Here is a 14478-nt window from a genome sequence, read left to right as displayed (position 1 = left end):
AGGTAGCTACCGGGTGCCGACCACGTGGTGCCGAGCCCGGAACCCGAGCACCTGCTCGGCGGCCGTGAGGTCGTAGGGCACCGCGCGGCCCTCGATCGGCCGCCGCACCGGAGCGTCCGGGTGGTACCGGCGCAGCAGGTCGGCTGTGGGCTCCGGCACCAGCGTCTCGGGCGCCGCGACGTGGATGACGACGGCGCCGTCGGCGGCGCAGCCGAGCGCGAGCCAGGCCGCCTCCGCGGCGTCGCGCGTCTCCAGGTAGGCCCACAGGCTCCCCGCGCCGGCCGCCGGGTCCCGCGCGACGGCGTCCGCGTACTCGGGGAGCCGCTCGTCCGTGCCCCCGATGAACGGGTACCGCAGCGCGACCACGGGCATCCGGTGGCGCCGCGCCATCATGTCGGCGGTGAGCTCGTCGGCCCGCTTCGAGAGGGCGTACGCGTCGGCGGCCTGGTCGGGCGTGTCCTGGTCGACGGGCACGTAGACCGGGTGCAGCTCCCGGCCCGCGAAGGGGAGACCTGAGGCGGCCTGGCTGCTCGCGATCACCGCACGGCGGACGCCGGCGCGCCCCGCCGCGTCGAGCACGGTGAAGGTCGACAGCGTGTTGGTCCCGAAGACGACCTCCGGCGGGTCGTCGAGCGGGGTCGGGATGGCCGCGAGGTGGATGACGCCGTCGGCCCCCTCCATCGCCCGCGCCACCGCCTCGGGCGACCGGGCGTCGCCCACGACGACGCGGTCGGCGGGCAGGTCGCCCGGATCGTCCAGGACCAGTGCGGTGGCGGGCACCGACTCCCTGGCGAGCACGTCGAGGACCGCGCGGCCGATGCGGCCTGCGGCTCCGGTGACCAGTACGCGCTGAAACCGGGTGATGGCGTCCTCCTCGGGTGGATGTCCGGGGTCATTCTGCCCGTGTTCGACGGCATTCGTATGGCATTCGTATGGCACTTCTGGAGTGGTGACGCGCGTCTCCCTGCGCTGTCTCTTGACAATTGGAGTGAGTGCGCTCAAAGTTGAGTCAACTCAGAAACACCACCTCGAAGGAAGACACCATGCGCGCGTTCGTCATGACCAAATACCAGGAGCCGCTGCAGGAGGCGGAGGTTCCCGAGCCCGTCGTCGGGGAGCACGACGTGCTGGTCCAGGTCCAGGCCGCCGGGCTCAACGTCGTGGACGAGAAGATCCGGTCGGGAGCGTTCAAGTCGTTCCTGCCGTTCGAGCTGCCGCAGGTCATGGGCAGCGACGTCGCCGGAACGGTGATCGGTGTCGGCGCCAAGGTGCGGGAGCTCGCGCTCGGCGACCAGGTGCACGCCCATCCCCGCATGGACCGCATGGGGACCTTCGCCGAGCGCATCGCGGTGCACGAGGCGGACGTGGCCCTCAAGCCCGAGACGGCTACGCTCGAGGAAGCAGGCTCCTTGCCGCTGGTCGCGCTGACCGCGTGGCAGGCGCTCGTCGAGAAGGGCAACGTGCAGCCCGGGCAGCGGGTCCTGATCCACGCCGGCGCCGGCGGCGTCGGGACCATCGCGATCCAGCTCGCCAAGCACCTCGGCGCCACGGTCGCCACGACGGTCAGCGCCGGCAACATCGACTTCGTCCGGGAGCTCGGCGCCGACAGCGTCGTCGACTACCGCAACCAGGACTTCGAGCAGCTCCTGGACGGGTACGACCTGGTGCTGGACAGCGTCGGCGGGGAGACCCTCGAGAAGTCCCTCCGGGTGCTGCGTCCGGGCGGCAAGGTGATCGGGATCGTCGGGCCGCCCGACGCCGCGTTCGCCCGCGAGAGAGGCATGAACCCGGTGCTGCGCCTCGTGATGGCAGCGCTGAGCAGCAAGGTCCGCCGGCAGGCGAAGAGGCTCGGGGTGGCCTACGAGTTCCTCTTCACACACCCCAGCGGCGACCAGCTCCGCCAGATCGGCGCCCTCGTCGACAAGGGCGCACTGCGTCCCGTCGTCGGACGGGTCTACGACTTCGACCAGACCCTGGAGGCCGTGCAGTCGATCGGCAAGGGCGGCATCCGCGGCAAGGCAGTCGTCACCAGGGCCTGACGGGCCTTTCTCACCGTTCTACCACCCACCCTCACCACCCATCGCAGAACCAGTTACAGGAGAGCACCATGAGCACCAACGACACCTCGAACGAGTCCCTCATCACCTCGTACGCGCTGGCCCCGGCCCGCACGATCTCCGCCGGTGGCATCACCTACGCCTACCGGGAGCTCGGTCCGAAGGGCGGGATCCCCGTCGTCTTCTTCGTGCACCTCGCCGCGACCCTCGACAACTGGGACCCCCGGATCGTCGACGCCATCGCGCAGAACCGCCACGTCATCACCTTCGACAACCGGGGCGTCGGCAGCTCCACGGGCAGCGTGCCCGACAGCGTCGAGGCCATGGCCGACGACGCCTACACGTTCATCAAGGCCCTCGGCTTCGACACCATCGACATCTTCTCGTTCTCCCTGGGTGGCATGGTCGCGCAGGACCTGGTGGTCAAGCACCCCGAGCTGGTCCGCAGGCTCGTCCTGACCGGCACAGGACCTCGGGGCGGCAAGGACATGGACAAGGTCGTCGGCGTCACCTACTGGGACATACTCCGCGCGACCCTGACCCGGTCGGACCCGAAGGAGTTCCTGTTCTTCAACCGCAACGCCACCGGCAAGCCCGCCGCCAAGGCGTTCGTCAAGCGCCTCCAGGAGCGCACGATCGACCGCGACACGGACATGCCGCTGAAGGGGTTCCGCACGCAGCTCAAGGCGATCCAGAAGTTCGGCCGCTCGGCGCCGTCCGATCTGTCGAAGCTCACGCAGCCCACCCTGATCGCCAACGGTGACAACGACCGGATGGTGCCCTCGGTCCTCTCCGAGGACCTGCACCGTCGCATCAAGAACTCGACGCTCGTCATCTATCCGGACTCCGGGCACGGCGGCATCTTCCAGTTCCACGAGAAGTTCGCGCCCGTCGCCGCCGAGTTCCTCGCCGGCTGACAAGAACATGGCTACCGCACCTCGCGCGACGAAGAAGGCGTTCGTCTCCTCGATCCCGCTGTGGTTCCGCACCGACCAGCCACGCCAGACAGGCGTGGACTACTGGAAGGGCCCGCACTCGAAGATCATCTCCGCGACGCCGGGCTTCGAGGAGTACCGCCAGATCCATCTGGCTGAGCACAACCCCGGGCTGTGGCCGGCGACCCCCGGCGTCCAGACCGCCATCCCCGCCGACCGCCAGATCGACGGCGTCGCCGAGGTCACGTTCCGCTCTGTCCTGTCCCCGCTGCAGGGCCGCAAGCAGACCAAGCTGGCCTACCAGGACGAGATCAACGTCTTCCGGCGCACCTTCCTGTACGTCGGGCCGCCGAGCTCGGCACGCTGGTACGACGTCGCCGGGCCGGGCCAGCAGGTCGGCGCGCGGGCGCTCGTCTACCTGAGGCGGCGGGACAGCGTCCGGACCGGCGCGTTCCGCAAGCACCTCAACGAGCTCGCGAGAACGCTCGCCGGTACGGGACAGCTCCGGGAGCTGCGAACCCAGGTCTTTCTGCCTTGGAACGAGAAGCTCTGGGACACCCCGAACGTCGCGCACGACAACCCTGTCGACCAGCAGTTCCACGCCTCCCTGATCCTCGGCTTCGCGGGCCCGGCGGCGCGGGCGGCCTTCTTCGGGAGTGCCGAGCTCGCGAGGCTGTCCGAGGCGCTCGCCGCGTACGCCTCCGCCGCCCACGCCTACGAGGTGACCGACGCGCTCACCTTCGTGAAGGACGGCAAGGCGCTCCAGCACTTCGAGCGATGACCACGGCGAACGATGACCCGAGGAACGATGACGGCGCTGGTCACCGTGGAAGAATGACCGTGCTCAGTACTGATCCCACCCAGCAACGAAGGAGGGCAGCCATGCCACTCGCCTCCAAGCCGGTCGGACGGCGCGAGCGGAACAAGCAGCTGAAGCTCGAACGCATCATGGCCGCCGCCAGCGAGCTCTTCGCCGAACGCGGCGTCGACGAGGTCACCACCCAGGAGATCGCCGACAAGGCAGACATCGGGGCGGGCACGCTGTTCCTCTACGCCAAGACCAAGGGTGAGCTCCTGCTGCTCGTGCAGAACTCCCTGTACGCCGAAGCCCTCGTCCGGGGGAAGCAGGCGGCCGAGGGCATCACCGACCCGCTCGACGCAGTCATGGCGATCGTCCGGCCGGTCGTGGAGTGCAACCGCAAGCAGGTCGACAACGGGCGGACCTACCTGCGCGAGATCGTCTTCGGTGACCCCGCCGAACCGCATCACCGCGAGGCGCTCGGCCTGACCATCCAGACCGAGGAAGCGATCGTCGCCGTCCTGCTCCGCGACGAGCGCACCGCGCCGGACGCCGCCGCGCTGGCGCACATCGTCTCCGCGATCATGGTCGTCGCCATGGCGCCGACCATCAACAGCGCCAAGCCGGTGGAGGACGTCGTGCAGGAGATCCGGGCCCAGGTCCGCGTGATCCTCCCGGTGTGACGCGCCGTCGACGGCCGGCGTGACGCCGACCGCGAGCGGGCCCGGCCCGGACGGCGGTCGCCGGCCGGGCCGGAACCGTCAGCCGACGAGCCGGAAGATCGGGAACACCCGTCCCTCCGCCGTCTTCTCGTAGCCGGCGAAGCCGCTCGAGAACGCCTTGAAGCGCTCCCACCAGGCGTCGCGCTCGTCGCCGGTGATCTCCTCGACCTTGGTCTGCAGGGTCTTGACGGGCTCGCCGGGGACCTCGAGGTTCACCTGCTCGGTCCGGCGCAGGCCGTAGACCCAGGCGGGGTTCTTGGGCGAGCCGCCCGCCGACCCGACGATGTGCCAGGCGCCGTCCTCGTGGATGGCCGCGAGCGGCGCGATACGGATGCTGCCGTCCTTGCGGGGTACGTGTACGAGCACGAGCCCCTTGCCGAACTGGATCGGCTCGTTGACCTCTCCGCCGTTGGCGCGGAAGGTATCGATGATCTGCTGGTTGAAGTCCATGTCGGCCCCAACGTCGCCGTCTGCCCAAGACATTCCGAGCAAGTGCTTATTAATTCACCCGGTCCGTTCTGAGAACGTCGTCCGGCATGCTCTCGTGCCCGGAATCAAGCCGAACAGCGTTCTCGGAGCGGACCGCGGACGGCGGCCGCCGGGCCCCTCACCCGGGTGACTTTCGTTGCCCTTTGAATCTCCGGCTCACAGAGTGTGACCTGGCACACGCTCGTGGGCCAGTGGTCGCGCCCCGCGCGGGGCGCTTGCACCCCGGAGGCAAGAATGCACAGTCGCATGCCACGACGACGCGCGCCTATCGCTCTCGCAGCGGTCGGCGCCCTGTTGGCAACAGCGGTGAGCGTGACCCCCGCACTCGCGAGTACGCCGACGACAGCCGGGCTACAGCCCGCCGTCACCACCGACGTCCCGAAGCGGGCGGCGGACAAGATCACGCCGGCCGTGCAGACCCGGTTCGACATCAAGGAGTCCGCCGACTTCTGGATCCGGTTCGCGGACGCGCCGGACCTGGAGCCGGCCAAGGACATCGCCGACTGGGGCGACCGCGGCCAGTTCGTCTACGACGCCCTGACCAGCACGGCGAAGGCGTCGCAGGCGGACGTCGTCGCCGACCTGAAGGCAGCGGGCGCCGACTACGAGACCTACTGGATCAGCAACGCGATCCTCGTCGAGGACGGTACGGAGGCCCTCGCGAAGCAGGTCGCCGCCAGCCGCGAGGTCAAGCAGGTCCACGAGCGGTTCGCGGCCCAGCCCATCGAGCCGGTCGAGCGCAAGGCGCCGACCGCCAACGCGCCGCTCGCCACCGAGTGGGGCCTGGACGCCATCAACGCGCCCGACGTGTGGGACCAGGGGTTCACGGGTGAGGGCATCACCGTGGCCAACATCGACTCCGGCGTCGACGTCGAACACCCGGCCCTGCTGCAGCACTACCGCGGCTACCTCGGCGAGGAGGGGCTCAGCAACGACTACAACTGGTTCGACGCGGGCGGGTTCTGCGACGGAGCGCCCTGCGACATCGACGCCCACGGCACCCACGTGATGGGCACCATGGTGGGCGACGACGGCGAGGGCAACCAGATCGGCGTCGCACCCGACGCCGACTGGATCGCGGCCAACGGCTGCGCCTCCTGCTCCGACGAGGACCTGCTCGCCTCCGGGCAGTGGATCCTCGCGCCGACGCGCGCCGACGGTTCGGACCCCGACCCGTCCCAGCGCCCGCACGTCGTGAACAACTCGTGGGGCATGCAGGAGCCCGGCGCCATCGACGACTTCATGTCCGAGGAGATCGCGGCCTGGGAGGCCGCCGGCATCTTCGGTGCGTGGGCGGCGGGCAACGCGGGCGAGGCGGGCTGCCAGTCGACGTCGTCCCCCGGGGCGAACCTGGCCACCTACGCGGCGGGCGCGTTCGGGGAGAGCGGCGACATCGCCGTGTTCTCCTCCCGCGGCCCGGGCGAGGACGGCGAGACCAAGCCGAACCTGTCCGCGCCCGGCGACGAGGTGCGGTCCTCCATCCCCGGCGGCGACTACGCCGAGTTCAGCGGGACCTCCATGGCGTCCCCGCACCTCGCGGGCGCCGTCGCACTCCTGTGGAGCGCAGCTCCGGTCCTGGTCGGCGACATCGAGTTCACCAAGCAGCTGCTGGACCAGACGTCCACCGACGTCGCCGACGACTCCTGCGGCGGCACCCCCGCCGACAACAACGTGTGGGGCGAGGGCAAGCTCGACGTGGAGGCGCTGATCGCCAATGCGCCGATCGACGGCTTCGGTTTCGTCGCGGGTACCGTCACCGGGCCCGACGGCGAGCCGGTCGCCGGCGCGCGGGTCACCGCCGGTGAGCGTTCCGACACCACCGACGCGGAGGGCGCCTACCGCCTGGGCCTGGAGGAGGGCGCCCAGGAGCTGAGCGTCTCCGCCTTCGGCTTCCTCACCGGGACCGCGCAGGCCGACGTCGTCGAGGGCGAGACCGCCACTGTCGACGTCACCCTGGAGGCTGCACCGACCACCACCGTGAGCGGTACCGTCACCGACGGTTCCGGGCACGGCTGGCCGCTCGACGCCAAGATCTCCGTGCAGGGCGCACCGAGCAGCGTCGTTGCCTGGACCAACCCGTTCACCGGTAAGTACTCGTTCAAGCTTCCGCAGTCGGCGACGCACACGCTGGTCGTGCAGCCGTCCGTGACCGGGTACGGGGCGTTCAGGCAGGAGATCGAGGTGGGTACGGCGCCGGTGTCCGCCAACGCCGCGCTGTCTGTCCTCAACGAGTGCACGGCCCCTGGTTACGCCCTGACCGGGGCGGGCGCCGGGACCGAGGAGTTCGAGTCCGGCGAGGTGCCCGACGGCTGGACCGTCGAGGACCTGGCGGGCACCGAGCAGGTCTGGACGTTCGACGACCGCTTCGAGTTCGGCAACGTCACCGGCGGTGAGGGTCTGTTCGCCGAGGTGAACAGCTCGGGCTACGGCGAGGGCGGGGTGCAGGACACGACGCTCACGTCACCGGCGTACGACCTGACCGACCTGGACGCGCCGCTCCTGACGTTCGACCAGGGCTACCTCGCGTTCGAAGACTTCGCCGACGTCAACTTCAGCGTCGACGGCGGCGAGACCTGGGCGACGGCGCTGCACCAGACCTCGGACGTGCTCGGCCACGCGATCGTCGCCCTGCCGGGTGCGGGCGGTCAGTCCGACGTACGGGTCCAGTTCCACTACGGCGACGCGGAGTGGTCCGGGTTCTGGCAGGTCGACAACGTCTCTCTCGGGGAGTGCGCGCCGGTCGACGGCGGCCTCGTGGCCGGGTTCGTCAAGGACCGCAACACCGGTGACGGCGTCAACGGCGCCACGGTGACGGCTGGTGCCGACCGCAGCACCGAGTCTGCTGACCCCGAGAACCCGAAGGCGGGTGCTGGGTACTACTCGCTGTTCTCGCCGAAGGTCGGTGCGCAGAAGATCGGTTATGCGGCCAAGGACTACAAGTCCAGGAAGGTAGCGGTGAGCGTCGTCGCCGACGCCATCGTCCGGCAGGACGTGAAGCTCGCGGCCCCGCTCCTGACGGTCTCCCCGGGCTCCCTGGCCAGGGAGGTGCAGCTGGGCGGTACCAGGTCCGGCAGCTTCACCGTGACGAACGAGGGCACCGCGCCCGCCGCCGTCGAGGTGGCTCCGGGATCGTCCGACTTCGAGATCCTCGGGTCGAACGGCGGCGCCGGCGTCATCAAGGGCGCCACCGGTGAGGCGACAGAGGTGCGCACGGCGACGTCGAAGGCAGCGGTCGCGGACCGAACGGCCGCCGCGAAGGACGGCGACCGCCTGGCCCGGAACGGGAAGCGCCCGGGCAAGGCGGTGACTCCGTCGGCCCCGCCGTCACTGCTGGCGGGCGAGGGAACCACGATCACCCACTCCTCGTCGCAGGACATCACGCCGGGCAACTCCGCGGCGTGCCCGGTCGGTCCGACGAAGTTCCTGCGCACGTTCACGCTGGAGGACTTCGAGATCGCGGGCGAGTTCGCGGTGACGAACGTGTCCTTCGGTGTGGAGATCGCCGAGAGCGCCTCTGACGTGACGGTCAACCTGTACGAGCTGGACGGGGAGTTCGTCTACGACAACATGACCCTGCTCGGTTCGTCCGTCGTGTCCCTGGAGGCGCAGGAGCTCACGATGGTGGACGTGCCGGTCACGGGCACCGCGCCCGCGGGCGGGACGCTCGTGGTCGAGGTGGTCGCGGAGGTCGGGTTCTTCATCGGGTCCAACGCCGAGCCGGAGACGGCGCCGTCGTACATCGCGTCCACGGACTGCGGCAATCCCGAGCCGACCCCCACCGCCGAGGTCGGTTTCCCGGACATGGCCACGGTGATGAACGTGACGGGTGAGACCACCGTCGACGTGCCGTGGCTCGACGTCCAGCCGCCGGCGTTCACGCTGGAGCCCGGACAGTCCGCGAAGGTGTACGTCGACCTCGACAGCAGCCGCGTGGACCAGCCGGGCACCTACACCGCTGGTGTCATCGCGAACGGCAGCACGCCGTACGACGAGCCGCGCGTGCAGGTGTCGCTGAAGGTGACCCCGCCGCCCAGCTGGGGCAAGATCGCCGGCACGGTGACGGGCGCGACCTGTGACGACGAGACCGTCCCGCTGGAGGGCGCCTTCGTGGTCATCGACGGTTCCGAGCACGACGTCACGCTCGTGACCGGGGAGGACGGTGGTTACGCCCGCTGGATGGGTGTTTCCAACAACCGGCTGACGCTGCTCAGCTCGGCGACCGGGTACCCGCCGGAGTCGAAGAACGCGCGCATCATCAAGGGCAAGACGGTGGTGCACAACTTCGAGCTGAACGAGTTCTGCGGCTAGCGGTACGTCGTAGGTAGAGCTCGCCCAACCGTTGGTCGAGCTTGCCGAGACCTCACCAGGTCTCGACAAGCTCGGCCGACGGCTTTTTGGGCGGGGTCTCAGGACGAGGGCTGGGTTCGGCGGGCGCGGGCCCAGGTCGAGATACCGAGAGCCAGGGCCAGCGCCGCGCCGATCGCCGGCACCAGCAGGGCGCGCCGGTAGTCGGACCAGTCGGCGTCCGCGGCGTGCCCCTCGACGAGCGCGATGGTGGCGATCGAGACGCCCAGCGCCGCGCCGAACTGGAACGCCGTGTAGACGACGCCGCCCGCGACCCCGTGCTCGGCCTCGTCGAGGCCCGCGGTGGCTGCCGCCGTCAGCGGCCCGTACACGAGCGCGAACATCACACCGACCAGCACCAGCGACGGCAGCAGGTCCAGGTATCCCCAGCTCCCGTCGATGCGCAGCGGCAGGGCGAAGGCCACCGCGCCGGCGAGCAGCCCGGCGACCATCACCGGCGCGTTCCCGAAGCGCTTGACCAACCGGTGCGTCACCAGGGGAGCGAGGATCATGTCCAGGCCCATGACGGCGAACGTGAGGCCCGTCGCGATCGGGGACCAGCCGCGGAACTCCTGGAGGTAGAGCGTGACCAGGAACTGGAACGCGAAGAACGCCCCGATGAACAGCAGTCCCGCGGCACTCGACCGCAGCAGCAGCCCCTCGCGCAGCACGGCGAGGCGGAGCAGCGGGTCCGCGACCCGGCGTTCGATGAGCACGAACAGGCCGATGAGCACGGCGGCGGCCACGAACGACACGACCCCGGCAGCGGCGGACCCGCCCTCACCGATCGCCACGACGCCGTAGATCAGCGCGACCATCGCCGACGTCAGGGTGATGGCGCCGCCCAGGTCGAACCCGCGGCGCGGCAGCTCGGAGACGGGGTCCGGCCGGATCACGGCCCGTCCGGCGATCCAGAGCGCGGCGCCCACGATCACCGGTGCGAAGAACACCCAGCGCCAGCCGACGTCGGTGAGGAAGCCGCCCGCCACGACACCGAGCGTGAATCCGCCGGCGCCGATGGCGCCGTAGATCGCCAGTGCCCGGTCGCGCAGCGGTCCCTCGGGGAAGCTCGTCGTCAGGAGGCTGAAGCCCGCCGGCGTCATGAACCCCGCGGTGGCGCCGGTGACGAACCGGGCGACGATCAGCACCCAGGCGTCGTCGGCCAGGCCGCCGAGCCCGGAGAAGGCGACGAAAACGGCAAGGGCGACCAGGAACGTCCGGCGTCGGCCCAGCAGGTCTGCCGTGCGCCCGCCGAAGATCATGAAGCCGCCGTAGGCGAGCACGTAGGCGCTGATCACCCAGTGCGCGTCGGCAGTGGCCAGGCCGATGTCGGCGGCGATGGCCGGCACCGCGACGTTGAGCATCGCGATGTCGATCCCCTCGAGGAACAGCGCACCGCACACGACGGCCAGCACTCCCCAGCCGGTCCGTGCAGCGTTCGCTGACGGGTTCGCTGCCGGCCGTACGGAATCTCGCACGTCTGTCACAAGGATCTCCTCGCTCAAGGTCCCGCATGGTTACCACTTGTAACCATGACGATCCTTGGGCACGATCAGTGGATGGCACAAGAAGGCACTTTGACGTCACCCGGTTCCCTCGAGGGAACCAACCAGGTCGGCGCGAAGCACGTCGGCCAGGAGGATGCGGAGGCGTGCAGGTTCGACCGCGACCCCTTCCAGTGGGACGCCCGCGAGGACTGTCAGGTGCGGCAGATCCTGGACCGGATCGCCGACAAGTGGTCGCTGCTGGTGATCGCGCTGCTGGACGAGAAGACGCTCCGGTTCGGGGAGCTCGTCCGGGAGATCGACGGGATCAGCAAGCGGATGCTGACCGTGACCCTGCGCAACCTCGAGCGGGACGGCCTCGTCGGGCGCACCGTGTACCCCGAGGTGCCGCCCCGCGTGGAGTACGAGCTGACGGTGCTGGGCCGCACGCTGCTCGGCACCACGCAGGCGCTGGTGAGCTGGTCCGAGGAGCACCAGGAGGAGATCGCCAGGGCCCGCCAGAAGTTCGAGGCGGCCAACGCCGCCGGCTGACGCAGGGTCTGCGGCTGAGCCGCGCGCGGAGATCTGCGGCTGGGCCGCGCGAGGCACTGTGTGCTGTTGTGGAGGGTGCCAGGTGGGCTGAATCTTGTTCGGCGCAGCCCCGGGTATGCGGGTTCAGCCGAACTGTTCAGCCTGTCCGAACTATGCGGGGCCTGGCCGAACGAAATTCAGCAGACCTGGCAGGTGCTCCAAGGGGTCACCTTGCCCGGCGGACCTTGCCCGGCGGACCCGCCCCAGCCCAGCCCGCCCCGGCCGCGGGCCCTCGGCCTAGACGCGCTCCCACGGGACGGCGGCGAGACGCTCGACCACTCCGGCGAGGAGCGGCCCGGGTTCGGGCAGCGGCACGTCGTCGATCGAGGCGACGGCGACGACGCCGATCGAGTTGACCAGGAACGCGCCCGCGAACGCGGCGACGTCGTCGCGCCGCACCACACGCCGGGTCGACGGCGTGGTGGCCTCGACCAGCTGCATCGCGATGCCGTGCAGCTGCGGCGCGTCCGGCCAGACGACGCTGCCGTCGTCCCGGAGGAACCCGATGTTCGCGATCGACGACTCGGCGACGGCGCCGTCGGGTGCGGTGAGAAGGGCGTCGTCGTACCCGTCGAGGCGGACGCGGCGTGCCCACTCGAGCTGCGCGAAGCTGCCCAGATGCTTGAGGTGCGGGAACGGGCGCAGGTACTGCACGGAGCGCAGGCGCTGCGGTGCGGCGGGCGGGTGGTGCGGTTCGGCTACCGACACCGAGATCCGTTCGGTGTCGCGCAGCAGGACGCGCACCGAGGCATCGGCGGTACCGGCAGCGCCGGCAGCATCGGCAGCGCCGGCCAGGGCGTGTCGCACCAGGTCGCGGACCCGCTCGCCCGGGAGCTGGCGCCCGAACAGCTCGCGGTGCGCCGCGTCGAGCCGGTCGAGGTGGTGCGACAGCCCCTGGACCGCGCCGTCGCGCACCTGCATGGCGGTGAAGTGGCCGTAGGTGCTGAACAGCTCTGCTGCCGTCGCGGGGCGGCCATCGGTCTCGATACGCACCCTCGGACCCTAGTGAATCGCCACGACCTCTGCTGGTAGGGATTAATTGCGCAGTCTCAGGCCGCGGTCCGTGATGAGATGGAGGCGTGAATCGGCGTAGCGACGAAGGCCCAATAACGATTTATGACGTCGCTCGCCAGGCAGAGGTGTCGGTGGCGTCGGTCTCGAACTTCCTCAACTGGCCAGACCGGGTGTCGGCGACGATGAAGGAACGCATCGCGGCGGCCATCGACAGCCTCGGTTTTGTGCCGAGCCTTGCCGCGCGGCAGCTCCGCGGCCGGCCCAGCGGGATCGTCGGCGCCTCGTTCGTCAACGCCTCCAACCCGTACTTCGGTGGCATCGCCACGGCGGTCGAGAAGCTGGTGGCGGAGAACGGGCTCGCCGTGGTGGTGGGCAGCACGCACGAGTCGGCAGTCCAGCAGAAGCGGTTCCTCGACCTGTTCGAGCAGCTCCGGTTCGACGGCGTCGTCGTCTCGCCCTCGGACGACGACCTGGAGCCGCTGCGCCGACGCCGGGACCAGGGCACCCCTATCGTCCTCGTGGACCACGAGGACCCGGAGCACCGCCTGTCTTCCGTCTCGCTCGACCATCGCGAGGGCGGCCGGCTCGCCGCGCAGCACCTGCTCGACGTCGGACGGCGACGTCTGCTCTTCGCAGCAGGACCCGAGGGAGTGCGGCAGGTCGAACGCCGTCTCGACGGCTGCCGGCTCGCGGTGGGGCAGACGCCTGGTGTCTACCTGGAGATAGTCCGCGCGCCCGACCTCGACCTCGCCGACGGGACCGCCGTCGGACTGCGGATCGCGGAGCTGCCGACCGACCGCCGGCCCGACGCGGTGGTGGCCGGCAACGACCTGCATGCGATAGGCATCATCGCGGGCCTGACGTCCGCGGGTGTGCGCGTCCCCGACGACATAGCGGTGGTCGGGTACGACGACATCCCGTTCGCCGCCGTCGCCGCCGTACCGCTGACCACCGTGCGCCAGCCCATCGCGGAGATCGGGACCGCCGCGGCCCGGCTCCTGCTGGACGAGATCGCGCAGCCCGGCCGCGCGTCGCGCGAGGTGGTGCTCGCCCCCGAGCTGGTGGTGCGCGCGAGCGCTTAGCCCTCAGCTGGTCAGTCGCTGCTCGCGGGCTGGCTCACGCCGTCGTGCGCCCTGCTCACCAGGCCGCCGTCCGGGGCGTGCTCCGCCTCCTGGGTGGCCGCCCAGCTCGCCAGCAGCGCGAACTTCTCCGCCGAGTCGGTGTTCGGGGGAGGGCTGTACGTGACGATGTGCAGCCCTGTCTCGCCGGGCATCGCGAAGACGTCGAACGCGACCGTGACGCGCCCGACCACCGGGTGCTGGAAGGACTTGACCCCGGTGCGGTGCTCGTGGACGTCGTGCCCCGACCAGTCCTCGCGGAACTGCGGGCTCCGGGTGGAGAGCTCGCCGATGAGCGCGGTGAGGTCTTTGTTGAGCGGGTCGCGGCCGGCCTCGAGCCGCATGATCGCCGCGGCGGTGCGCCGGGCCAGTGCCCAGTCGACGTAGTAGTCCCTGGCGCGTCGGTCGAGGAAGATGAACCGGGCGATGTTCGGCGTGCCGTCGGTGTCGAAGTGCGGGGCGTAGAGGGCGCGACCCATGATGTTCGCGGCGACGAGGTCCTGGTTCGAGTTGTGCACGATCGCGGGCACGGCCATGTTGTCCAGCACGCGCTGCACGGAGGTGCGTACCGACTGTGCGACGGGCTTGCGGTCGCGCGCGGCCGCTGAGGCGGGGGCCGTGCGGGCGAGGTCGAACAGGTACTCGTGTTCGGCGTCGTTCAGCTGGAGGGCGCGGGCGATCGCGCCCAGCACGCTCTCGGACGCGCCGCGGATGTTCCCGCGCTCCAGCCGTGTGTAGTAGTCGAGGCTGACGCCGGCGAGCATGGCGACCTCCTCGCGGCGCAGCCCGGGTACCCGCCGCTCCCCGCCGAAGTCGGGGATGCCCGCCTGCTGCGGGGTGACGTTCGCGCGGCGGGAGACCAGGAACTCCCGCACCTCGTCCTTGGTGCTCATGATTTCCACGGTAGGTGCGACCTCGCCGACGT

The 14478-nt window shown here is 70.3% G+C and carries 12 protein-coding genes; 7 read left to right on the top strand and 5 right to left on the bottom strand.

The annotated features are described in order from the left end of the window. Positions 1-6 precede the first annotated feature (6 nt). Positions 7-939, bottom strand: a complete 933-nt coding sequence (locus AB0F70_RS10860; protein ID WP_357447473.1) for an NAD(P)-dependent oxidoreductase — start codon at positions 937-939, stop codon at positions 7-9. A 104-nt stretch (positions 940-1043) separates the two neighbouring features. Between AB0F70_RS10860 and AB0F70_RS10855 the strand changes: the two genes are divergently transcribed. The 4 genes from AB0F70_RS10855 to AB0F70_RS10840 all read left to right on the top strand — a co-directional run bounded on the left by AB0F70_RS10855 (position 1044) and on the right by AB0F70_RS10840 (position 4474). After that, entirely contained in the window at positions 1044-2039 is a 996-nt protein-coding gene (locus AB0F70_RS10855; RefSeq protein ID WP_357447469.1) for an NADP-dependent oxidoreductase, read from the top strand. 68 nt (positions 2040-2107) lie between these two features. Further along, complete coding sequence (locus tag AB0F70_RS10850; RefSeq protein WP_357447466.1) at positions 2108-2974, top strand: alpha/beta hydrolase; 867 nt, start codon at positions 2108-2110, stop codon at positions 2972-2974. A 7-nt stretch (positions 2975-2981) separates the two neighbouring features. Beyond that, positions 2982-3773 (top strand): strictosidine synthase, encoded by a 792-nt coding sequence (locus AB0F70_RS10845; RefSeq protein ID WP_357447464.1) that lies wholly within the window; start codon positions 2982-2984, stop codon positions 3771-3773. Positions 3774-3874: 101 nt separating this feature from the next. Continuing rightward, entirely contained in the window at positions 3875-4474 is a 600-nt protein-coding gene (locus AB0F70_RS10840; protein ID WP_357447461.1) for a TetR/AcrR family transcriptional regulator, read from the top strand. Positions 4475-4552: 78 nt separating this feature from the next. Here the strand turns inward: AB0F70_RS10840 and AB0F70_RS10835 are convergent, their stop codons facing one another. Continuing rightward, positions 4553-4963, bottom strand: a complete 411-nt coding sequence (locus AB0F70_RS10835; protein WP_357447458.1) for a nitroreductase/quinone reductase family protein — start codon at positions 4961-4963, stop codon at positions 4553-4555. A gap of 351 nt (positions 4964-5314) precedes the next feature. Between AB0F70_RS10835 and AB0F70_RS10830 the strand changes: the two genes are divergently transcribed. Then, on the top strand, positions 5315-9310 hold the full coding sequence (locus tag AB0F70_RS10830) for a S8 family serine peptidase (RefSeq protein ID WP_357447455.1): 3996 nt from the start codon (positions 5315-5317) through the stop codon (positions 9308-9310). A gap of 98 nt (positions 9311-9408) precedes the next feature. Here the strand turns inward: AB0F70_RS10830 and AB0F70_RS10825 are convergent, their stop codons facing one another. Beyond that, positions 9409-10833: an MFS transporter gene (locus tag AB0F70_RS10825; RefSeq protein ID WP_357447452.1), complete on the bottom strand. Its 1425-nt coding sequence runs from the start codon at positions 10831-10833 to the stop codon at positions 9409-9411. A gap of 90 nt (positions 10834-10923) precedes the next feature. Between AB0F70_RS10825 and AB0F70_RS10820 the strand changes: the two genes are divergently transcribed. After that, the gene (locus AB0F70_RS10820) at positions 10924-11382 is read left to right on the top strand and encodes a helix-turn-helix domain-containing protein (RefSeq protein ID WP_357447450.1); all 459 of its coding nucleotides are present in this window, start codon (positions 10924-10926) and stop codon (positions 11380-11382) included. Between the two features lie 276 nt (positions 11383-11658). Here AB0F70_RS10820 and AB0F70_RS10815 read toward each other — a convergent pair whose 3' ends face one another. Continuing rightward, positions 11659-12414, bottom strand: coding sequence for an aminotransferase class IV (locus AB0F70_RS10815; protein ID WP_357447447.1), 756 nt, complete (start codon positions 12412-12414; stop codon positions 11659-11661). An 86-nt stretch (positions 12415-12500) separates the two neighbouring features. On the opposite strand from AB0F70_RS10815, the gene AB0F70_RS10810 reads away from it, so the two are divergent. Then, entirely contained in the window at positions 12501-13517 is a 1017-nt protein-coding gene (locus AB0F70_RS10810; RefSeq protein ID WP_357447444.1) for a LacI family DNA-binding transcriptional regulator, read from the top strand. A gap of 11 nt (positions 13518-13528) precedes the next feature. Here AB0F70_RS10810 and AB0F70_RS10805 read toward each other — a convergent pair whose 3' ends face one another. Continuing rightward, a complete protein-coding gene (locus tag AB0F70_RS10805) occupies positions 13529-14446 on the bottom strand; it encodes a helix-turn-helix transcriptional regulator (protein WP_357447441.1) in 918 nt (305 codons plus the stop codon). Positions 14447-14478: the final 32 nt, after the last annotated feature.

This window comes from Promicromonospora sp. NPDC023805 (assembly GCF_040639635.1).
Lineage (GTDB): Bacteria > Actinomycetota > Actinomycetes > Actinomycetales > Cellulomonadaceae > Promicromonospora.
The sequence above is the reverse complement of the archived record's forward strand: the minus strand, read 5'-3'. Positions and strand labels throughout refer to the sequence as shown.